Raw genomic sequence first — 20,735 nt, 5'->3', positions numbered from 1 at the left:
CTCACCTCGATAAAATTCGGTTTTTGCTGCTGACTGCGGCGCCAGCACTTTTCAAAATGGTGCAGCATTTTACTCCAGGCGCGGCTGGCTTGTAAAGCACCATGGACAATTTAGAACCAACAGGAGCGTTTGCCTGTGCGGCTGCCGGTTTTTTCAGGCCGTGGAGTATAGCGCACTCTTTGCGCGACAGAAAAACACTTTTTCACGTGCGGAAGGGCGCAGGCGTCAGCCGGCCTGTGCTACACTGCGCGCCGCAAGAAGAGGGTGATAAAGCTATGCGAGTTCTGGGTATTGAAACGTCCTGCGATGAAACCGGCATCGCGATTTATGACGATGCGTCCGGTCTGCTGGCGAATCAATTATATAGCCAGGTGAAATTACATGCCGATTACGGTGGCGTGGTGCCGGAACTGGCCTCGCGCGATCACGTGCGGAAAACCGTGCCGCTGATCCAGGCCGCGCTGAAACAGGCGGGCTTACAGGCCGGAGAGATTGACGCCGTGGCGTACACCGCCGGTCCCGGCCTGGTCGGTGCGCTGCTGGTTGGCGCCACCATTGGTCGCGCGCTGGCGTTCGCCTGGAACGTGCCGGCGGTGCCGGTGCATCACATGGAAGGCCATCTGCTGGCGCCGATGCTGGAAGACAACCCACCGGCATTCCCGTTCGTGGCACTGCTGGTCTCCGGCGGCCACACGCAGCTTATCAGCGTCACCGGCATTGGTGAATATACGCTGCTGGGTGAATCGATTGACGATGCCGCCGGGGAAGCGTTCGATAAAACCGCCAAGCTGCTGGGGCTGGATTATCCGGGCGGCCCGATGCTGTCGCGCATGGCACAGCAGGGCACGCCGGATCGCTTTAAGTTCCCGCGTCCGATGACCGATCGTCCGGGGCTGGACTTCAGCTTCTCCGGCCTGAAAACCTTCGCGGCGAATACCATTCGCGAACACGACGGTGATGAACAGGCGCGTGCCGATATCGCCCGCGCCTTTGAAGATGCGGTAGTGGATACGCTGATGATCAAATGCAAGCGTGCGCTGGAGCAGACCGGCTTCAAACGCCTGGTGATTGCCGGCGGCGTGAGCGCCAACCGCACGCTGCGCGAACGCATGGCAACCATGATGAGCGCGCGCGGCGGCGAGGTGTTTTATGCCCGTCCGGAGTTCTGCACCGACAACGGCGCGATGATTGCCTATGCCGGCATGGTGCGGCTGAAAGGCGGCACGCGCGGTGAGCTGGGCGTCAGCGTGCGGCCACGCTGGCCGCTGGCGGAATTACCGGCCATCTGATGATAAAAAACCGGCTGCGCGCCGGTTTTTTTATTTCTTCTTTTTACGCTTCCACACGCGGTTTTCCTGACCGCGCCACAGGCGCTGAATATTGTCGTGATGGCGCAGCAAAATCAGGCATGACAGCATCGACACCGGGAAGGTGAACTGCGGCTTAAACCACCAGACATAAAACGGGGCAATTAACGCGCTGACGATCGCGCCCAGCGATGAGTAGCCGCTGAGCAGCACCGTCAGCAGCCAGGTGCCGGTCATCAGGCCGGTCAAATCCCAGCCAATCGGCGCGATGGCCCCAAACGCGGTGGCCACACCTTTGCCGCCGCGAAAGCGGAAAAACACCGGATAGATATGGCCGAGGCAGGCGGCGATGGCCGTGAGACCAAGATACATCGGCGTGACGTGCAGCCACCAGGCGATCCATACCGGCACCATTCCCTTCGCCACGTCGAAAATCAGTACCGCAGCAGCGGCGGCTTTACCGCCAATACGTAACACGTTGGTGGCGCCTGGATTGCCAGAGCCTGCGCTGCGGGGATCGGGTAAACCAGCGAGTTTACAAACCAGGATCGCACTGGAAATCGAGCCGCAAAGATACGCGAAAATAATCATACCAAGCGCGATAGCACTCATAGCTTCGTACCGTTCCTTTTGGGTCGTTTTGTTCTCGATAAGCGTGGATAATACGCATAATCCGCCGGAAGTGGTATCCGGCTAAGCCAAAAACAGAGAGTGACATCATGGATATCGTATTTATAGAACAACTCACCGTGTTCACCACCATTGGCGTTTACGACTGGGAACAGGGCATGCAGCAGAAGCTGGTGCTCGATGTCGAAATGGCGTGGGACAACCGTCAGGCGGCGGTGAGCGACGATGTGAACCACTGTCTGAGCTACGCCGATGTCACCGAAGCGATCCTCAGTCATCTGCAGGGGCAGCGTTTTGCGCTGGTCGAACGGGTGGCGGAAGAAATCGCCGATCTGTTGATGAATCGTTTCAAAACGCCTGGCGTACGCGTGAAGGTAGGTAAACCGGGGGCTGTCGCCCAGGCGGCGAGCGTGGGCGTGAGAATTGAGCGCGGGACTATTCCTAAATAAATCCTGCGTGATTGCCATCACAATGAAACCAAACCAAATTATGGTGTGTCTCAGTGGAGGCCGCTGCGCTGATGAAGGGGAAGTGACCGAAATCCTTAAGGTTTCCTTCAGCAAGGTGCAGGCATAATTTCAGGCGGTAGCGGTGCGCGACCGCCTTTTTACTGTTTAAAACGGATAGAGGGTAAAATTTGATGGCAGACATTCATCAGCTATGGGTAGCTGCAATCCTGGGGGTTGTGGAAGGCCTTACGGAGTTCCTGCCGGTCTCATCCACAGGCCACATGATTATTGTTGGCCATTTGCTGGGGTTCGAGGGTGAGAAGGCGGAAACCTTTGAAGTGGTGATCCAGCTGGGCTCAATCCTCGCCGTAGTCGTGATGTTCTGGCGCCGGCTGTTTGGCCTGATCGGCATTCACTTCGGCCAGGAGCGCCACGAAGGCGTCGGCAGCGGAAAACTGACGCTGATTCACATCCTGCTGGGTATGGTGCCGGCGGTGGTGATTGGCCTGGTGCTGCATGACCAGATTAAAACCCTGTTTAACCCGATCAACGTAATGTACGCGCTGGTGGTGGGCGGCGTGCTGCTGCTGGCGGCGGAATATCTCAAGCCAAAGCAGCCGAAAGCGGTGGGCATTGATGACATCACCTATCGCCAGGCGTTTATGATTGGCTGCTTCCAGTGTCTGGCGCTGTGGCCGGGCTTCTCGCGTTCCGGTGCCACCATCTCCGGCGGTATGCTGATGGGCGTCAGCCGCTATGCGGCGTCCGAGTTTTCCTTCATCCTCGCGGTACCGATGATGATCGGTGCTACCGGACTCGATCTCTACAAGAGCATGGGCTTCCTGACGATGCAGGATTTCCCGATGTTTGCCGTGGGCTTCGTGACCGCCTTTATTGTCGCGCTGCTGGCGATCAAAGTGTTCCTTGAGCTGATCAAACGTATCTCGTTTGTGTCGTTTGCCATCTACCGCTTTATCGTCGCGGCAGCGGTTTACGCCATCTTTATGTAATGCGCGAGGCGCGGCCGGTTACGCTGGCCGCGCGTCGATTAACCCTTCCTGCAACGCCAGCACGCGCCGACGCGTCAGCTCTTCCCGCACCGCCGCGCCTGTGAAACCGGCCTCGACCACCGCTTTGGTGGGCACCGCCTGCGCCAGCGCAAACGCGCGCCGCAGATAATCGCCCTGCGGATAAGCCATGCTCTCCAGCGTCGTACGCCCGCGTGCATCGGCTTCGCTGGTCAATGCCATCTTTTCCACGCGATCGGGCTTGCGCCAGGCGTCGATGCGGTCAAACAGCGCCACCAGCGCGTCAGCCGGCTGGCGTTCAATGGTGTGCACCACATCGTGAAACTCCGTCACCACCAGGGCCAGGTCGCGCACCTGATTCGGCACACGCAGCCGCTGGCACAGCGCTTCAACAATCGGTACACCGGCCGGGCCGTGGCCATGATGGCTCGGCCACTTCTCTGGTGGCGTCAGCGCTTTACCCACATCGTGGAACAGCGTGGCGAAACGCACGTCAAGCTGGTCGGAGAGCGCTGCGGCCATGGTCAGCGTCATCAGCGCGTGGACGCCGGTATCGATCTCCGGATGCCACTTAACGGGGGCCGGAATGCCGTACAGGTTGTCGATTTCCGGGAACAGCACCTGCAATGCATCGCAGTCGCGCAGCAGCTGGAAATAGACCTGTGGATTGCGCGTCAGCAGCGCTTTTTCCGTCTCTTTCCACACCCGCTCTGCGGTGAGGTGCGCCAGTTCACCGCTGTGCGCCATCTCGCGCATCAGCGCCTGGGTTTCAGGTGCCACGCGGAAATTGAGATGGGCGAAACGGGCAGCAAAACGCGCCACGCGCAGCACGCGCAGCGGATCTTCATTAAAGGCTGCCGACACGTGACGCAGGGTGCGCTGCTGCAAATCCTGCTGGCCATGATAAGGGTCGATCAGCGTGCCGTCAGCGGCCTGCGCGATGGCATTGATGGTCAGATCGCGACGCTGTAAATCCTGCTCCAGCGTCACGTCCGGCGCGAACTGGGTCACGAAGCCGGTATAACCGTTGCCGCTTTTGCGTTCGGTGCGCGCCAGCGCATACTCTTCGCGGCTTTCAGGATGTAAAAAAACCGGAAAATCCCGGCCCACCTGCTGATAGCCCTGCGCCAGCATGCTGTCGGGCGTTGCGCCCACCACCACCCAATCTCTATCTTTTACCGGCAAACGCAGTAAGGCATCACGCACTGCGCCACCGACCAGAAACGTCTTCACTCAACCACTCCAGAGGCAATCCACTTTTGCGTGCCGCGCACGCTTGTTACGTTATTGTTGCATACTTTGGCGAAAAAGCGGGCATGCCAAAAGGGGCATCTTACGATCCCCTCCAGGCAAACCACAAATGGCGTGGCGGCTTTAATTCATCCAGCGATCGTTTTTCTTGCGGCGCGGCACCATGTGCGGCAGCAGCAGACCGAGCAGCAGACCGACGCCGAGCACGCCGCCGCCATACATAAACCACTGCATGATGATGGTGCGCTGTTTGTCATCCAGCTGAACGTTAGCGGCGCTGACCTTCTTCTGCGCCACAATCAGTTCGTTGCGCAGTTTCTGGTTCTCTTCTTTCAGGCCGTTGATGGTGCCGTCGCTGTTGGCCACCTTGTTCTGCATCTCTGACGTACGCTGATTCCAGCTGTTATCAATGTTCGCCAGTTTGTCGGTCAGCTCTTTGACCTGCTGCTCCAGCTGCGGCACGCGGGTGCGCAGGCTGGGAGAGGCACTGAGCTGCGACAGCGGAATCCAGTTAGTTTTGCCTTCTGCATCGCGGATTTGCGCGTACTGCGAGTCATTATTGGTTTGCAGCAGTATGACTTCTTCCCCGGCATTCAGCTTGCCAACCAGGCGATACTGATCGCCAGGGCCGCTGCGTACCCAGGTGGATAATTCGTCGGAGATATAACGTTTTTCATCGGCCGCGTGGGCCGGTGCGATGGCGCTGAAAGCCAGCAAAGAGAGAGCGGCAAGTGTGATTTTTTTCATTCGATATCGTTTTTTCATGATGGGCGTAAATTTACCGGCACAGTCTGGAGTCGCTTCGCATAAATCTGAATGAGAACTATCCTGGTCTCAATGCGGTGCGAAAAGGGTCGTAAAAGCACAAGAAAGCAGAGACAGCAGGCTTGCGGTGCATTACTCTTCGCCAGATTAAACTCGTAAGTGCCAGCAGCGTATTGAATAAAAAATTATGACCATCGAAATCGAATTAAAGTTCATTGCCACCCCGCAAGCCGCCGAAAAACTGGTGCAGACGCTTGCCGCCTGGCCACATCAGCACCACGCCGCGCGTGAGCTGACCAACATCTATTACGAAACCGATGACAACCAGCTGCGCCGCTGGGATATGGGCCTGCGGATTCGCGGCGTGGATCAGCGCTATGAAATGACGCTGAAAACCGCCGGCAAAACGCTGGGCGGCCTGCATCAGCGTCCGGAATACAATGTCGACCTCAGCGAACCGCAGCTGGACATTGCCCGCCTGCCGGCAGAGATCTGGCCGCAGGGGACCGATATTGCCGCGCTTCAGCCGCGTTTGCAGCCGCTGTTCAGCACCCATTTCCAGCGTGAAACCTGGCTGGTGAGCGTTGGCGACAGCGAAATTGAAGTGGCTTTCGATTGCGGCAGCGTTGCCGCAGGGGAGCTGAGCGAGCCGCTGTATGAAGTGGAGCTGGAGCTTAAGCGTGGAGCGCGCAGCAATATGCTGACCTTCGCCAGCGCGCTGATCGCTACGGGCGGCCTGCGCCTTGGCAGCCTGAGCAAAGCGGCACGCGGTTATCAGCTGGCGCAGGGCAACGCGCCGCGACCATTGCGCGCGCTGCCGCTGCAGAAAATTGCCGCCAAAGCCACGGTGGAGCAGGGCATGGTTCATGCCATGAGCGCGGCGCTCGGCCACTGGCAGTACCACGAAGAGGTCTGGCTGCGCGGTAACGAAGACGCCCGGGCACGGGTAATTGAAGCGCTGGAAACGCTGCGTCAGGCGTTTTCCCTGTTTGGCACGCTGGTGCCACGCAAGGCCAATAGCGAACTGCGTCAGAAGCTGACCCGACTGGAAGAGCTGCTGGCGGACAGCGAGACCAGCGCGGAAACCGTCTGCTTCTCACCGACCTCGGTCGAAGCCCAGTTAGCACTTACTCACTGGCTGGTGGAGTCGCAGTGGCAGCCGTGGCTGGACGAGAAGAGCAAAAGTAAGCTGCAGGGATCGTTTAAACGCTTCAGCGACATCATGCTGGGGCGCATCGGCGCGGATCTGCGTGAAACCTTCGTCGACGTGCAGCTGTTTAATGAATTTCAGGACAAAGCCACGCGCCTGAACCGCCAGTTGCTGGCGGTGCATCTGCTGGCGGGGGCGTATCCGGCTGAAGAGGTCAGCCAGTGGCTGGCGAGCTGGCAGGAGTTGCAGCACGCCATTCGTGAAAAACAGGAGCGCGGTCTGATTCAGCTGGTCAATCTAGCGATCCGTCAACCGCCGTTCTGGCTGAATAACGGTGCGAAACGCTAAGGCTACGGCACCATCAATCATCAGGGAGGGAAGATGTCGTTACCGTTACCGACGCTGATGCAGGCGCAGCTCGCCAGCGTGGCAGAACGTCTGGGCCTGCCGCTGACGGCGATCACGCCGCAGCAGGCTGGCGCACTGACCTTTAGTGACTTTATCGTAGACAACCTGCAGCAGCATCCGGCGTGGTGGCAACAGCTGCAGCAGCAACCGCCGCAGCCCGAAGAGTGGCAGCACTATGCGGCCTGGCTGGCAGCGGCGTTGCAGCCGGTGGATAACGAAGCCTCCCTGATGCGCGAACTGCGCCTGTTCCGCCGCCATATGCTGGTGCGTATCGCGTGGATGCAGGCGCTGGAGCAGGCCAGCACCGGGCAGAGCCTGACGCAGCTCAGCACGCTGGCGGAAGTGCTGATTACCGCCGCGCGCGACTGGGTGTGGCAGGATTGCTGCCGCGATTTCGGCACGCCGTGCAACGCCGCCGGCGAAGCCCAGCCGATGCTGATTCTGGGTATGGGCAAGCTGGGCGGCGGTGAACTCAACTTCTCTTCTGATATTGACCTGATCTTTGCCTGGCCGGAAAACGGCGTCACCCACGGCGGCCGGCGCGAGCTCGACAACGCGCAGTTCTTTACCCGCATGGGGCAGCGGCTGATTAAGGTGCTGGATCAACCTACCGTCGATGGCTTTGTTTATCGCGTGGATATGCGCCTGCGCCCGTTCGGCGACAGCGGCCCGCTGGTGCTGAGCTTTGCCGCGCTGGAGGATTACTATCAGGAGCAGGGCCGTGACTGGGAGCGCTACGCGATGGTGAAAGCGCGCCTGATGGGCGACGACGGCGGCCACTGGAGCCAGGAGCTGCAGCAAATGCTGCGCCCGTTTGTCTATCGCCGCTACATCGATTTCAGCGTGATCCAGTCGCTGCGTAACATGAAAGGCATGATTGCCCGCGAAGTACGGCGGCGCGGCCTGAAGGACAACATCAAACTCGGCGCCGGCGGCATTCGCGAAACCGAATTCATCGTTCAGGTGTTCCAGCTGATTCGTGGTGGACGTGAGCGCTCACTTCAGCTGCGTTCGCTGCTGCCGACGCTACAGGCCATTGGTGAGCTGGCGCTATTAACGCCGGAGCAGGTTGACCATCTGCGCGCCGCCTACCTGTTTTTACGCCGGCTGGAGAATCTGCTGCAGAGCATCAACGATGAACAGACGCAGACGCTGCCGGAAAATCCGCTCGACCGCCAGCGCCTGGCCTGGGCGATGGGCATGGCGGACTGGGCGACGCTGCTGGCACAGCTGGAACAGCACATGGCCGGCGTGCGCCACATTTTTGACGAGCTGATAGGCGATGATGCGCCGGATGTCGACGATCAGCCGCAGCTGGCGGAGTTCGCCAGCCTGTGGCAGGACGCGCTGGAAGAGAGCGATTTGCTGCCGGTGGTACCGCAGCTGCAGGCGGAACAGCGCCATGCGCTGTATCGGGCGCTGAATGATTTCCGTCAGGATGTCAGTCGCCGCACCATCGGCCCGCGCGGCCGGCTGGCGCTCGATCAATTAATGCCGCGCCTGCTAAGCGAAGTGTGCGCGCGTGACGACGCCGATGTGGTGCTGGCACGCCTGACGCCGCTGCTGCTTGGCGTATTAACGCGCAGCACCTATCTCGAGTTGCTGACCGAGTATCACGGCGCGCTGCGCCATCTGATTCGCCTGTGTGGCGCTTCGCCGATGATTGCCAGCCAGCTGGCGCGCTATCCGCTGCTGTTGGATGAACTGCTCGATCCGGCCACGCTGTATCAGCCCACCGCCACCGATGCCTATCGTGACGAACTGCGCCAGTATCTGCTGCGCATTCCCACCGATGATGAAGAGCAGCAGCTGGAAGCGCTGCGCCAGTTCAAGCAGGCACAGCATCTGCGTATCGCCGCCGCCGACATCGCCGGAACCCTGCCGGTGATGAAAGTGAGCGATCACTTAACCTGGCTGGCGGAAGCGATCATTGAATCGGTGGTGCAGCAGGCGTGGCAGATGATGGTGCAGCGCTATGGCCGTCCTTCGCACCTCACCAGCGACAGCGAGCGCGGCTTTGCCGTGGTCGGCTACGGCAAACTGGGCGGCTGGGAACTGGGTTACAGCTCGGATCTCGATCTGGTGTTTCTGCATGACTGTCCGGACGATGCCGAAACCGACGGTGAACGCGTTATCGACGGGCGCCAGTTTTACCTGCGTCTCGCCCAGCGCGTCATGCATCTGTTCAGCACCCGCACCTCGTCCGGCATTTTGTATGAGGTGGATGCGCGCCTGCGCCCCTCTGGCGCGGCCGGGATGCTGGTCAGCACTTTTGCTGCCTTTGACGACTACCAGCGCCATGAGGCCTGGACGTGGGAACATCAGGCGCTGGTGCGCGCGCGCATCGTGTTTGGCGAACCGGCGCTGTGTGAGCGCTTCGATGCGATCCGGCGTGGTATTTTGTGCCTGCCGCGTGAAGGCGCGAAGCTGCAAACCGAGGTGCGCGAAATGCGTGAAAAAATGCGCGCGCACCTCAGTAACAAGCACAAAGGCCGCTGGGAGATTAAAACCGATGAGGGCGGTATCACCGATATTGAATTCATTGCGCAGTATCTGGTCTTAGGTTACGCCGCCAGCCAGCCGGCGCTGACGCGCTGGTCGGATAACGTGCGCATTTTCGAACTGATGGCGCGCCACGGCATCATGGCTGATGAGGAAGCGCAGGCGCTGACGTACGCTTACGTCACGCTGCGCGATGCGCTGCACCATCTGGCGCTGCAGGAACTGCCGGGTCATGTCGATCCGGCATCGTTCGCTGACGAACGCGCCGTGGTGCACGCCAGCTGGCAGCGTTGGCTGGCCGCGAGCGACGCGGATGACACGGAGCAGTGAGCCTGGCGGCTTCTATGCTATTATCCGCGCATTATTTTGACTGAACGTTGAAGTCTGGAGTCTCTGCATGAAAGTAACACTGCCCGCGTTTGGCAAGGCCGCTGTGCTGGTTGTCGGCGATGTGATGTTAGACCGCTACTGGTACGGCCCGACCAGCCGGATCTCACCGGAAGCCCCGGTGCCGGTGGTTAAAGTGGATACCATTGAAGAGCGTCCGGGCGGCGCGGCCAACGTGGCGATGAATATCGCTGCACTCGGTGCGGACTCGCGCCTTATCGGCCTGACCGGTGCAGATGACGCTGCGCGCGTGCTGCGCGAAACGCTGGCGCAGGTGAAGGTTGAGTGCGATTTTGTCGCCCTCGACAGCCATCCGACCATCACCAAACTGCGCGTGCTGTCGCGCAACCAGCAGCTGATTCGCCTCGACTTTGAAGAGGGCTTTGAGCAGGTCGATCCGCAGCCGATTCACGATCGCCTGCGTCAGTCGCTGGCACAGGCGGGCGCGCTGGTGCTGTCTGATTATGCCAAAGGCGCGCTGAGCAGCGTGCAGACCATGATTCAGCTGGCGCGTGCGGCGCAGGTGCCGGTACTGATCGACCCGAAAGGTACCGATTTTGAACGCTATCGCGGCGCGACGCTGCTGACGCCCAACCTGTCCGAGTTCGAAGCGGTGGTCGGCAAGTGCAAAAGCGAAGAGGAGATTGTCAGCCGCGGTATGCAGCTGATTGCCGATTACGATCTCTCCGCGCTGCTGGTGACGCGTTCGGAAAATGGGATGACCCTGCTGCAGCCGGGCAAAGCGCCGCTGCATCTGCCCACTCAGGCGCAGGAGGTGTATGACGTGACCGGTGCCGGCGATACGGTGATCGGCGTGCTGGCCGCAGTGCTGGCTGCCGGTGAAAGTCTGGAAGATGCCTGCTTCCTCGCCAATGCTGCGGCTGGCGTGGTGGTCGGCAAGCTCGGGACTTCAACCGTCAGTACCGTGGAGCTGGAGAATGCGATCCACGCGCGGCCGGACAGCGGCTTTGGCGTAATGACCGAAGCCGAGCTAAAAGTGGCGGTGGCGCAGGCGCGCCAGCGCGGTGAGAAAGTAGTGATGACCAACGGCGTGTTCGACATTCTGCATGCCGGCCATGTCTCTTATCTGGCCAACGCGCGCAAACTGGGCGATCGCCTGATCGTGGCGGTCAACAGCGATGCTTCCACCAAACGTCTTAAGGGCGAAACCCGCCCGGTGAACCCGCAGGAAAACCGCATGATCGTGCTGGGTGCGCTGGAGGCCGTAGACTGGGTGGTGCTGTTTGAAGAGGATACGCCACAGCGGCTGATTGCCGAAGTGCTGCCGGATCTGCTGGTGAAAGGCGGTGATTATAAGCCGGAAGATATCGCGGGCAGTAAAGAGGTGTGGGCCAACGGCGGTGACGTGCGTGTGCTCAACTTTGAAGACGGTATCTCCACCACCAACATCATCAAAACCATTCGCAATCAGTAAACACGTAGCCGGCGGGAGCGAACTCCCGCCGCGTAAACCTTACTGAGGCGTATCGATTTTGCCTGCCGGATCTGGCGTGATCACCGCCGGAGCCGGGGCCGCCGGACTTTCACTCTCCAGCTTCGCCAGACGCTGCTCCAGCGCCGCCAGTTTTTCACGCGTGCGCAGCAAAACCTGGGTCTGCACGTCAAACTCTTCACGATTAACCAGATCCATGCGGGTTAACTGCGCCTGCAATACCTGACGAATTTTCTTTTCCACATCGTCGCCAAAGTCGCGAATACCTTTTGGCATCGCTTCGTGCACCTGGCGCGCCAGTTGTTCAATTTTTTTCGTGTCGATCATGGTTGTTTCCTGGTTACGGTGGCTGATAACAGCGCGTGTTCCGACTCATCAAGCATTAAGTGTAATGCCAGAAACGAAAAGGTTAAACCCGAAATCCGCAACGCATGAAGTGCAAAAGCATTTGCACTTTTGTTGATTGCCCGACCAGGTGATTGGCGCTATAGTAATTTCGCTTATTCTCAGGGCGGGGCGAAATTCCCCACCGGCGGTAAATCAGCTTCGGCTGAAAGCCCGCGAGCGCTTTCGCTGTACAGTGAAAGGTCAGCAGATCCGGTGTAATTCCGGGGCCGACGGTTAAAGTCCGGATGGGAGAGGGTAACGACATCAGCCGGGCTGCGCCCGCGTCACGTTATTGCCATGTGTTTTCTACGCACTCCTAAGCTCGCCCTGGTTCTGGTAACTCATATTTTATTAATAAGGTTTTTTTACCATGAATCAGACGCTTCTTTCTGAATTTGGCACGCCGGAACAGCGTGTAGAACGCGCCATCGATGCGCTGCGCAACGGGCGCGGCGTGATGGTGCTGGACGATGAAAATCGCGAAAACGAAGGCGATATGATCTTCGCCGCCGAAACCATGACCGTGGAACAGATGGCGCTGAGCATTCGTCACGGCAGCGGCATTGTCTGCCTGTGCATTAACGAAGCGCGCCGCCAGCAGCTGGATCTGCCGATGATGGTAGAGAACAACACCAGCTCTTACGGCACCGGTTTCACCGTGACTATTGAAGCGGCCAGCGGCGTGACGACCGGCGTATCGGCCTCCGACCGTATTACCACCATCCGGGCGGCGATTGCCGATGACGCTAAACCGTCCGATCTGAATCGTCCCGGCCACGTATTCCCGCTGCGCGCGCGCGACGGCGGCGTGCTGGCGCGCGGCGGCCACACCGAAGCGACGCTCGATCTGGTGACGCTGGCGGGCTTCAAACCTGCGGGTGTGCTGTGCGAACTGACCAATGATGACGGCAGCATGGCGCACGCGCCGGAAGTGATTGCGTTTGCGAAGCAGCACGCCATGCCGGTGGTGACCATTGAAGACCTGGTGGCCTGGCGCCGCCAGCATGAAACCCGTCAGGCCAGCTAAGCCGACGTGAAATAAATAAGGCCGGATGTGATGCATCCGGCCTTTTTTTATGATTAACGGCTGGCGTAAAAAACGTGATTGCCTATCACCACGGTACGCTGGAAGGCGTGGCGCCACGCGGGTCTGGCGCTGTGTGCATGAAAGAAGGTCGCGCCCTTTGTCACATCCGCCAGCTTACCCTCGACAATCCGCTGGGCCAGGCGCTGCGCGCGCTGCCAGCTTTTGTCATGCTGCGGCGGATGGCGATGGGGATGTTTGTGCAGAGACGTCCAGGAGAACTGTTTGGGTGCGTACACCACCGGACAGATCTCTTTGACGTCCCAGTTAGCCCGGTTCATGGTGACAGTGCCGACAGCAATTTGTCCCTTCACCGGTTCGCCGCGCGCTTCATGATAGATATTCATCGCCAGGCATAAAATGGCTCCCTGAATTAACATAACACTCCACTGCTTTCTAAGAGTCGCGTGGAGTGTAATGAGCCCGCCGTCGGGTGTTAACAAGACCCGTCTCGACTACGCCTTAACAAGACTAACTCTTTGATAGTTAAGGTCTAAGTGGTGATGAATGAGACGAATCTCGCGTCAGCCTACCCCGCTGGTTTGCAGCAACGTCAGGCTCAGGCCCATCACCGTCATGCCGCACAGTACGCCGTAGCTGGGATTGTTATGCGGGTCGATTTCGCGCGCCAGCGGCATCAGTTCATCCACGGACAGCGCCACCATAATGCCCGCCACCGCCGCCATAATCGCCGCAATCATCACCGGTGAGACCGCCGGCCCCAGCAGCAGAAAGGCGATGATGCCACCAAGAATCTCCGCCATGCCGGACAGGCAGGCCCAGAACAGCGCTTTGGCTTTCGAGCCGGTGGCGGCGTACATCGGTCCGGCCACCGCCAGCCCTTCCGGAATATTGTGGATCGCGACGGCCAGTGCGATGCCCAGCCCCAGCTCCATATCGCTGCTGGCGGTGACAAAGGTGGCAATGCCTTCGGGAAAGTTATGCAGGCTGATACCGAGCGTCAGCAGGATCGCGGTACGTTTCAGGTTAGTGGGGCGGCGATTGACCGCCATCAGATCCTGCGGATGCTGGTGCGGCAGCAGGCGATCCATGGCGAAATAACCCAGTAAGCCGAGCATGAACATGCCGTAGCCAAGCACCGGCGACATGCCTTCCGCATGCAGCGCGGCAGGCAGCATCTCCATCAGGGAAATCAGCAACATGATGCCGGCGGCAAAGCCGAGCGCAAAGGCCAGTACGCGGTTCGACGGCTTCTGACCGAGCACGCCAAAAATCGCGCCGACGAAAGTGGCACCGCCAGCCAGGATGGTTAGCAGCAAAGGTACTGACATGATGGGCTCCTTAATGATAATGATTACCAGTTACAATATAGTTAACCCCATAAAATATCGAGTTATTTAGCGTAAAGTTATGTCGGCAAAATCTTGTTCAAATTTGCTGATAAACATCATCACGCTTATCAGCGTTTTTCCCCTGGCGAAAGCGCGTATCGTGACAGTCATTAACGCGATCCCGACGCCAGAGGATGAATAATGACCCGCATGCCCGCTCTGTTTCTCGGCCACGGCAGCCCGATGAACGTATTAGAAGACAACCGCTATACCCGCGTATGGCAACAGCTGGGCGAAACCCTGCCGCGTCCGCGCGCTATTCTCGCCATCTCGGCGCACTGGTACACGCGCGGCACGGCGGTGACTGCGATGAGCAATCCGCGCACCATCCATGATTTTGGTGGCTTCCCGCAGGCGCTGTTCGACGTACGCTATCCGGCGCCGGGTTCGCCTGCGCTGGCACAGCGCGTTATCGATCTGCTGGCGCCGGTAGCAGTGCAGGCCGATCAGCAGTGGGGCTTTGATCACGGCTCGTGGGGCGTGCTGGCGAAGATGTATCCACAGGCGGACATTCCGCTGATTCAGCTCAGTATTGATGGCACCCAGCCGGTGGCGTGGCATTTTGCGCTGGGACGTAAACTGGCGGCGCTGCGTGACGAAGGCGTGATGCTGGTGGCCAGCGGCAACGTGGTGCATAACCTGCGCATGATTCGCTGGCAGGGCGCGGAAAGCGCTTATCCGTGGGCGGAGAGCTTCAACCAGTTTGTGCGCGATAATCTGGGCTACGAGGGTGAGGCGACGCAGCATCCGCTGGTGAATTATCAGCAGCATGAAGGCGCGCAGCTGGCTAACCCGACGCCGGAGCATTATCTGCCGCTGCTGTATATTCTCGGCGCGCGAGCTGAAGGTGAGGCGGTGAGCATCCCGGTGGAAGGCATGGAGATGGGTTCGATCAGTATGCTGTCAGTGCAGGTTGGCTGACACCTGTGCCGCCCGCAGACCGGGCGGCACGTGCGTTACTCAATAAAGGTGTGCGGATAGAAACGTGACAGATCCTGCGTGATCAGCGCTCGATCCTCCCGCAGACCGATACCGGCAGGCTGATCGTCAATCAGCCAGCTGCCAATCAGCGTGTAGCTGTCGCCAAATTTCGGCAGCGGCCAGAACTGCTGGACGATCATACCCTCTTCGCCATAAGGGCCGTCGGCGCGCGCGATTTCCTGACCGTTTTCCACGATGGTGATATTGGCACCTTCGCGGGAAAACAGCGGTTTCACCACATATTTTTCCATCTGCGGCGCGCTGGCATCATCGGCAAACCAGGCGGGCAGCAGGTTAGGATGGTTGGGGAACATCTCCCACAACAGCGGTAACAGCGCTTTGTTGGAGATAATGCTTTTCCACGCCGGCTCCAGCCAGCGCACGCCGGCATCGGCCAGCTTGGTCGAGAACATCTCGCGCAGCATGAATTCCCACGGATAGAGCTTGAACAGGTTGCTGATCACCTGATCGTGCTGATCGGTAAACTGACCTTTTTCGCCCAGCCCGATCTCATCAATGTAGAGAAATTCACTCGGCAGACCGGCTTCAGTGGCGCAATCCTGCAGATACTGTACCGTGGCGCGATCCTCTTCCGTATCGCGACAGCAGGCAAAGTGCAGCCAGTTAAAACCGTGCTGCTGGTGCAGCGTGGCGAAGCGCTCAATCAACTGCTCCTGCAGGCTGTTGAATTGATCGCTGCCCTGCGGCAGGTTGCCGGCGTTGAGCTGATCCTCCAGCCAGATCCATTGGAAAAACGCCGCTTCGTACAGCGAGGTTGGCGTATCGGCGTTGTTCTCCAGCAGCTTGATCTCGCCTGTGCCATCCCACGCCAGATCGAGACGTGAATAGAGCGACGGCTGACGCTGCTGCCAGGATTCGCGCACAAAATCCCAGGTGTGTTTCGGAATGCAGAAACGGGTGAGCAGCGCTTCGCTGTTCACCACTTTTTCGACCGCCTGCAGGCACATCTGGTGCAGTTCAGCGGTGGCCGCTTCCAGCTGTTCAATTTGCGCCAGCGTAAACTGGTAATAAGCGTCTTCGCACCAGTAGGGTTCGCCATACATGGTGTGAAACTGAAAGCCGTACTCGGTCGCCTTTTCGCGCCAGTTCGGACGTTCGCTGATAGCAATACGTTGCATGCGCGGGCTTAGCCTCCCAGCGAGCGGCTGCCGGTGCTGGTGGCACTGCTGCGCTGCATGGTGTTCTGTTTGGCTACCGTCTCACCAAAGCCGCCACGGGTGATGGTGGACGTAGTGGCCGGTTTCGGCGCCAGCGCGGTTTTCGGCACGTTTACCGTCCGGCCCGAGGTGGCCGCACCGTAGTTCTTACCGGAAGCATCAACAAACTGGCCGTTAGCAGGGCTGTTAGGGGTTTTTGGCGAGAACAGCGGCTGCTGCGCAAAGCCGGCACCGCCGCCCATCAGACGACCCATCATGTAACCGGCCATCAGAGGCATCCAGAAGCTGCCGCTCTGCTGCGCTTCAGCGTTGTTCGCCGTGGTACCGACGCCCGCCTGTGCCGGGGTTTGCTGACACTGGTTTTCACCGAATTCCGCGACGCAATCTTCACGCGTGGCGTATTTTGGCGCGGTGCGTTCAGCCTCTTTCAGCGCGTTGTTGTAAGCGGTGGTGCACTGGGCGCTCTGGCCCGGATTGGCTTTCGCACAATCATCGGCGTTCTGGTACATCGAAACCGTTTCATCGCTCTGTTCGCAGCCTGCCAGCATAAACACGGCGGTGACCGCCAGTGCGACCGGCGTTAAATGGCGTGCCTGCCAGCTTTTACGGAAAGCGGCATGACGAATATTTTTTGTCCGTTTCATTATCTTCATCCTGTGCCCAAAGGTGGGGCTTAGGATAGGTGATGAGTGGTGGAAAATGAAGCGGGAAGCCGGGTGGCAAGGGGATCTTTACGTTGTTATACGTTTGAATGCGAAAGGGGCCGCAAGCGGCCCCTTGAAGGCTTAATTAGCGAAAGGATTGGCACTGTTACGTGCCGCGGCCGGACGGGCCTGAGCGGCGGCGGAAGCGGAGGTCGCTTTCGGGCCGTTATCCACGCGCGCGGCCTGCTGGCTGTTTTCCGGCGCGACCACTTCTGGCGAGGTCGTCACTTCTTTGCCCAGCGTGCTGTTCAGCTGCTGCAGATCCTGCTCGTTCAGCGTGCCCAGCGCATATTTGATGTTCAGCTGGTTGATCAGGTAGCTGTAACGCGCATTCGACAGCTGCTGTTTAGCGTTAAACAGCGTGGTGGTCGCGTCTAACACATCAACGATGGTACGCGTACCCACCTGATAACCGGCTTCCGAGGCATCTAATGAGCTCTGCGCCGAGATAACCGACTGTTTGTAAGCGTCGATGCTGCTGATCGAAGCGTTCACGTTATTGAACGAAGAACGAACGGTCTGGATCGCGCTACGATGCGCGCCTTCCAGCTGCTCGCTGGCGGCGACAAAGTTATACTGCGCCTGTTTCACCTGCGAGGTCACTGAACCGCCGCTGTACAGAGGCAGTGAGAAGCTCAGGCCAACCTGGTTGGAGCCGGTGATTGAATCAGTGGTACCGGCGCTCTGATTAGCGCGGCTGCCGCCGTATTTGCTGTTCGACAGACCGGTAGAAGCGGTCAGATCCAGCGTCGGCATGTGGCCAGACTCGGCGGAGCGAATCTGCTCACGCGCCAGGTCCTGGCTCAAACGGGCAGACAGCAGGTTGAGGTTACGGCTCTCAGCCTGTTTCAGCAGACTGGACACCGCTTCCGGACGCGCCGTTTTGAAACGATCGATATTCAGTGACGCCAGCGACAGATAATCCATACCGGTGATCTGACGCAGCGATTCCACCGCGTTATCCAGGTCGTTACGCGCGGTCACTTCGTTGGCCAGCACGCTGTCGTATTGAGCACGGGCGTTCTGCACATCGGTGATGGCCACCAGACCGACGTTAAAACGCTGAGTGGTCTGATCCAGCTCGCGGTAGATCGACTGTTTCTGCGCTTCAGTGTAAGAAAGCGTATCAATGGCCTTCAGCACGTTGAAATAGGCGGTTGCGGTGTTCAGGATCAGATCCTGCTGCGCTACCTGATAAGTAACGTCCTGAATGCCGGCCGTTTTTTCCTGCAGCGTCAGCGCACGCCATTTCGACATGTCGAAAATCGTCTGCGTTAATTGCAGCGAGGCGCTGGTCGTGTTGGAATGGAGACCGCTGTTGTCGCGATAGCCGCTGTTATAGGTATAATCTGCACCCAGACCCAACTGCGGCAGCAACGGGCTACGCGCTTCGTTAATTTTCTCAAAAGCAGCGTCGCGATCGGCGGCTGAAGCACGCAGATCCGGGTTGCTGAGGCGCGCCTGCTGGTAGACCTGCAACAGGTTTTCTGCCTGGCTGGCAAGGCTGAAACCGCCCAGGCTCAGTCCAATAAAAAGTGGGAGCAGTTTTTTCATTTGCATTCCTTGTGTTGCAGCAAATGCACAGAGAGTGTGCTGCAGGTAAGCCAAAAAATAATCGCCGATTCTACAGAGGCGGCGTCAGAGATAAGTTGGCTGAACGTGCCTTCTCCCCCTAATTTACGTAAATAATTCAGAAAGAACCACTCGGACGGAGCACAAGGGTTGGCTTTTCTTCGCTCCATCCCAATCTGCATAAGGAACCAGATGATGGCGGGTGAAAAAAAATCCCCTGTGACTTTCACAAAAAACGATGTAGAAATTATTGCACGCGATACTCGCTACGATGGTTTTTTTTCCATCGTCAGTTACCGCTTCCGCCACCGCCGTTTCAATGGCGACATGAGCGGTGAAGTGGTGCGCGAAGTTTTTGAGCGCGGACACGCTGCCGTGCTGCTACCCTATGATCCCCTGCGCGACGAAGTAGTGCTGATCGAACAGATCCGCATCCCGGCCTATGATTCCAGCGCCACGCCCTGGCTGCTGGAGATGGTGGCCGGCATCATTGAACCGGGTGAAACGCCGGAAGATGTGGTGCGTCGTGAAGCGGTCGAAGAGGCTGGCCTCAAGGTTGGCCGCGTCAAACCGATAGTGAATTACTTAGCCAGCCCCGGCGGAACCTCTGAGCGTTTGTCGGTGCTGGTGGGCGAAGTGGATGCCAGCCAGGCAGAGGGAAATCACGGGCTGGAGGAAGAGAATGAGGATATTCTTGTGCATGTGGTAAGCCGCGAACAGGCTTATCGCTGGGTGGAAGAGGGGATTATTGATAACGCGGCATCTGTCATCGCTCTGCAATGGCTGGCGTTGCACCATGAGAAACTAAGAGAAGAGTGGAAGCCAACATGAAACAGCGCTATACCCCTGATTTCCCCGAAATGATGCGTCTGTGCGAAACCAATTTCGCTCAGCTGCGCCGCCTGCTGCCGCGCAGTGACGAGGCAGGTGCGTCGGTGATGTATCAGGTGAACGGCGCCAGTTATCAGCTGACTATTGAAGAGTCGACGCGCTATACCACGCTGGTGGAGATCCGCCAGGTGGCACCCGCAGTGAGCTACTGGAGCCTGCCGTCCATGTCGGTGCGGCTCTACCATGATGCGATGGTGGCTGAAGTGTGTTCCACTCAGCAGATCTATCGCTTCAAAGCGCGCTATGATTATCCTAATAAAAAATTGCATCAGCGCGATGAAAAACATCAGATTAACCAGTTCCTTGCCGACTGGTTGCGGTACTGCCTGGCGCACGGCGCGATGGCCGTGCCGGTGTGCTGATAGCGATACCCTGAATCCGCACGGGTATATAACGCAACGATAGCGTGGAGAGAAAGGAAACGCTTTGGATAGCCTGCTAACTCTTCCTGCGGCAAATGGGTCCGATATCAGGATTTTACAAATTACGGATACCCATCTTTTCGCGGGAAAACATCAATCGCTGCTTGGAGTGAATACCTGGTCGAGTTTTGATGCGGTGCTGGACGCCATCGCGGCGCAACAGCGCGATTACGATCTGATTATCGCCACTGGCGATCTCGCCCAGGATCACACCGTCGAAGCTTATCAGCATTTTGTTGCGGGCATTGCGCGTCTGCCGAAGCCGTGCGTCTGGCTGCCGGGCAATCACGATTTTCAGCCGGCGATGGTGGATACGCTGGCGCAGGCCGGCATCGCCGCGGACAAGCATGTGCTGCTCGGCGAGCACTGGCAGCTGGTGCTGCTGGACAGCCAGGTTTTTGGCGTGCCGCACGGCATGCTGAGCGACTATCAGCTGGAGTGGCTGGACCGCACGCTGCGTCAGTTCCCCGATCGCTACACGCTGGTGCTGCTGCACCATCATCCGCTGGCCTCTGGCTGTACCTGGCTTGACCAGCACAGCCTGCGCAATCCGCATCAGCTGGATGCGGTGCTGCAAAACTTCCCGCTGGCGCGCCACCTGGTGTGCGGCCACATTCATCAGGAGCTGGATCTCGACTGGCACGGCCGCCGCGTACTGGCATCGCCTTCGACCTGCGTCCAGTTTAAACCGCACTGCACCAACTTCACCATTGATACCGTGGCGCCCGGCTGGCGCTGGCTGACGCTGCAGGCGGATGGCACGCTGCACACCGAAGTGAATCGTCTGCAGAGCGATCTATTCCGTCCGGATCTGGATTCCGAGGGCTACTAAAC

The 20,735-nt window shown here is 58.8% G+C and carries 20 protein-coding genes and 1 riboswitch; of the genes, 11 read left to right on the top strand and 9 right to left on the bottom strand.

The window, feature by feature from the left end; genetic code table 11:
* The first annotated feature begins 275 nt into the window (after positions 1–275).
* On the top strand, positions 276–1,289 hold the full coding sequence (tsaD, locus tag KOL70_RS21640) for a tRNA (adenosine(37)-N6)-threonylcarbamoyltransferase complex transferase subunit TsaD (protein WP_031280133.1): 1,014 nt from the start codon (positions 276–278) through the stop codon (positions 1,287–1,289).
* A gap of 30 nt (positions 1,290–1,319) precedes the next feature.
* Here the strand turns inward: tsaD and plsY are convergent, their stop codons facing one another.
* Entirely contained in the window at positions 1,320–1,919 is a 600-nt protein-coding gene (gene plsY / locus KOL70_RS21635; protein ID WP_021509626.1) for a glycerol-3-phosphate 1-O-acyltransferase PlsY, read from the bottom strand.
* A 107-nt stretch (positions 1,920–2,026) separates the two neighbouring features.
* Between plsY and folB the strand changes: the two genes are divergently transcribed.
* Complete coding sequence (folB, locus tag KOL70_RS21630; protein ID WP_021509625.1) at positions 2,027–2,386, top strand: bifunctional dihydroneopterin aldolase/7,8-dihydroneopterin epimerase; 360 nt, start codon at positions 2,027–2,029, stop codon at positions 2,384–2,386.
* A 191-nt stretch (positions 2,387–2,577) separates the two neighbouring features.
* Positions 2,578–3,396 (top strand): undecaprenyl-diphosphate phosphatase, encoded by an 819-nt coding sequence (gene bacA, locus KOL70_RS21625; RefSeq protein ID WP_031280132.1) that lies wholly within the window; start codon positions 2,578–2,580, stop codon positions 3,394–3,396.
* Positions 3,397–3,414: 18 nt separating this feature from the next.
* Here bacA and KOL70_RS21620 read toward each other — a convergent pair whose 3' ends face one another.
* Together KOL70_RS21620 and KOL70_RS21615 are read right to left on the bottom strand one after the other, a co-directional pair.
* On the bottom strand, positions 3,415–4,647 hold the full coding sequence (locus tag KOL70_RS21620; protein WP_021509623.1) for a multifunctional CCA addition/repair protein: 1,233 nt from the start codon (positions 4,645–4,647) through the stop codon (positions 3,415–3,417).
* Between the two features lie 141 nt (positions 4,648–4,788).
* Complete coding sequence (locus KOL70_RS21615) at positions 4,789–5,412, bottom strand: TIGR04211 family SH3 domain-containing protein (RefSeq protein WP_215481569.1); 624 nt, start codon at positions 5,410–5,412, stop codon at positions 4,789–4,791.
* Between the two features lie 205 nt (positions 5,413–5,617).
* Between KOL70_RS21615 and KOL70_RS21610 the strand changes: the two genes are divergently transcribed.
* From KOL70_RS21610 to hldE, 3 genes are all read left to right on the top strand, one after another.
* A complete protein-coding gene (locus KOL70_RS21610; protein ID WP_215481568.1) occupies positions 5,618–6,928 on the top strand; it encodes an inorganic triphosphatase in 1,311 nt (436 codons plus the stop codon).
* A gap of 33 nt (positions 6,929–6,961) precedes the next feature.
* The gene (glnE, locus tag KOL70_RS21605) at positions 6,962–9,820 is read left to right on the top strand and encodes a bifunctional [glutamate--ammonia ligase]-adenylyl-L-tyrosine phosphorylase/[glutamate--ammonia-ligase] adenylyltransferase (protein ID WP_215481567.1); all 2,859 of its coding nucleotides are present in this window, start codon (positions 6,962–6,964) and stop codon (positions 9,818–9,820) included.
* A 67-nt stretch (positions 9,821–9,887) separates the two neighbouring features.
* Positions 9,888–11,312, top strand: a complete 1,425-nt coding sequence (gene hldE / locus KOL70_RS21600; protein ID WP_021509620.1) for a bifunctional D-glycero-beta-D-manno-heptose-7-phosphate kinase/D-glycero-beta-D-manno-heptose 1-phosphate adenylyltransferase HldE — start codon at positions 9,888–9,890, stop codon at positions 11,310–11,312.
* Positions 11,313–11,351: 39 nt separating this feature from the next.
* Here hldE and KOL70_RS21595 read toward each other — a convergent pair whose 3' ends face one another.
* Positions 11,352–11,657 carry an accessory factor UbiK family protein gene (locus KOL70_RS21595; protein ID WP_010618705.1) on the bottom strand — a complete coding sequence of 102 codons (306 nt, stop codon included), beginning with the start codon at positions 11,655–11,657 and terminating at the stop codon, positions 11,352–11,354.
* A 171-nt stretch (positions 11,658–11,828) separates the two neighbouring features.
* A riboswitch (FMN riboswitch) is annotated at positions 11,829–11,978 on the top strand.
* Positions 11,979–12,087: 109 nt separating this feature from the next.
* Here KOL70_RS21595 and ribB point away from each other — a divergent pair.
* A complete protein-coding gene (gene ribB / locus KOL70_RS21590; protein ID WP_010618704.1) occupies positions 12,088–12,744 on the top strand; it encodes a 3,4-dihydroxy-2-butanone-4-phosphate synthase in 657 nt (218 codons plus the stop codon).
* A gap of 53 nt (positions 12,745–12,797) precedes the next feature.
* On the opposite strand, the gene KOL70_RS21585 is transcribed toward ribB, so the two are convergent.
* Together KOL70_RS21585 and zupT are read right to left on the bottom strand one after the other, a co-directional pair.
* Complete coding sequence (locus tag KOL70_RS21585; RefSeq protein ID WP_021509619.1) at positions 12,798–13,181, bottom strand: cell wall hydrolase; 384 nt, start codon at positions 13,179–13,181, stop codon at positions 12,798–12,800.
* A gap of 144 nt (positions 13,182–13,325) precedes the next feature.
* Positions 13,326–14,093 (bottom strand): zinc transporter ZupT, encoded by a 768-nt coding sequence (gene zupT, locus KOL70_RS21580; RefSeq protein WP_021509618.1) that lies wholly within the window; start codon positions 14,091–14,093, stop codon positions 13,326–13,328.
* A gap of 210 nt (positions 14,094–14,303) precedes the next feature.
* On the opposite strand from zupT, the gene ygiD reads away from it, so the two are divergent.
* Positions 14,304–15,074, top strand: coding sequence for a 4,5-DOPA dioxygenase extradiol (gene ygiD, locus KOL70_RS21575; protein WP_371824682.1), 771 nt, complete (start codon positions 14,304–14,306; stop codon positions 15,072–15,074).
* Positions 15,075–15,109: 35 nt separating this feature from the next.
* On the opposite strand, the gene KOL70_RS21570 is transcribed toward ygiD, so the two are convergent.
* From KOL70_RS21570 to tolC, 3 genes are all read right to left on the bottom strand, one after another.
* Positions 15,110–16,273 carry a glutathionylspermidine synthase family protein gene (locus KOL70_RS21570; protein ID WP_215481565.1) on the bottom strand — a complete coding sequence of 388 codons (1,164 nt, stop codon included), beginning with the start codon at positions 16,271–16,273 and terminating at the stop codon, positions 15,110–15,112.
* Positions 16,274–16,281: 8 nt separating this feature from the next.
* The gene (locus KOL70_RS21565) at positions 16,282–16,956 is read right to left on the bottom strand and encodes a DUF1190 family protein (RefSeq protein WP_021509614.1); all 675 of its coding nucleotides are present in this window, start codon (positions 16,954–16,956) and stop codon (positions 16,282–16,284) included.
* A gap of 141 nt (positions 16,957–17,097) precedes the next feature.
* Positions 17,098–18,570, bottom strand: coding sequence for an outer membrane channel protein TolC (tolC, locus tag KOL70_RS21560; RefSeq protein WP_058776524.1), 1,473 nt, complete (start codon positions 18,568–18,570; stop codon positions 17,098–17,100).
* A 213-nt stretch (positions 18,571–18,783) separates the two neighbouring features.
* On the opposite strand from tolC, the gene nudF reads away from it, so the two are divergent.
* The 3 genes from nudF to cpdA all read left to right on the top strand — a co-directional run bounded on the left by nudF (position 18,784) and on the right by cpdA (position 20,733).
* Positions 18,784–19,419 carry an ADP-ribose diphosphatase gene (nudF, locus tag KOL70_RS21555; RefSeq protein WP_021509612.1) on the top strand — a complete coding sequence of 212 codons (636 nt, stop codon included), beginning with the start codon at positions 18,784–18,786 and terminating at the stop codon, positions 19,417–19,419.
* Positions 19,416–19,841: a DUF1249 family protein gene (locus tag KOL70_RS21550; protein ID WP_021509611.1), complete on the top strand. Its 426-nt coding sequence runs from the start codon at positions 19,416–19,418 to the stop codon at positions 19,839–19,841. The genes nudF and KOL70_RS21550 overlap by 4 nt, the downstream gene beginning before the upstream one ends.
* Positions 19,842–19,905: 64 nt before the next feature.
* Positions 19,906–20,733, top strand: coding sequence for a 3',5'-cyclic-AMP phosphodiesterase (gene cpdA, locus KOL70_RS21545; protein ID WP_031280131.1), 828 nt, complete (start codon positions 19,906–19,908; stop codon positions 20,731–20,733).
* Positions 20,734–20,735 lie beyond the last annotated feature (2 nt).

The sequence above is a fragment of the Pantoea sp. B270 genome, from assembly GCF_018726825.1.
GTDB lineage: Bacteria > Pseudomonadota > Gammaproteobacteria > Enterobacterales > Enterobacteriaceae > Pantoea > Pantoea dispersa.
This window is presented reverse-complemented; position numbering and strand designations above follow the sequence as displayed.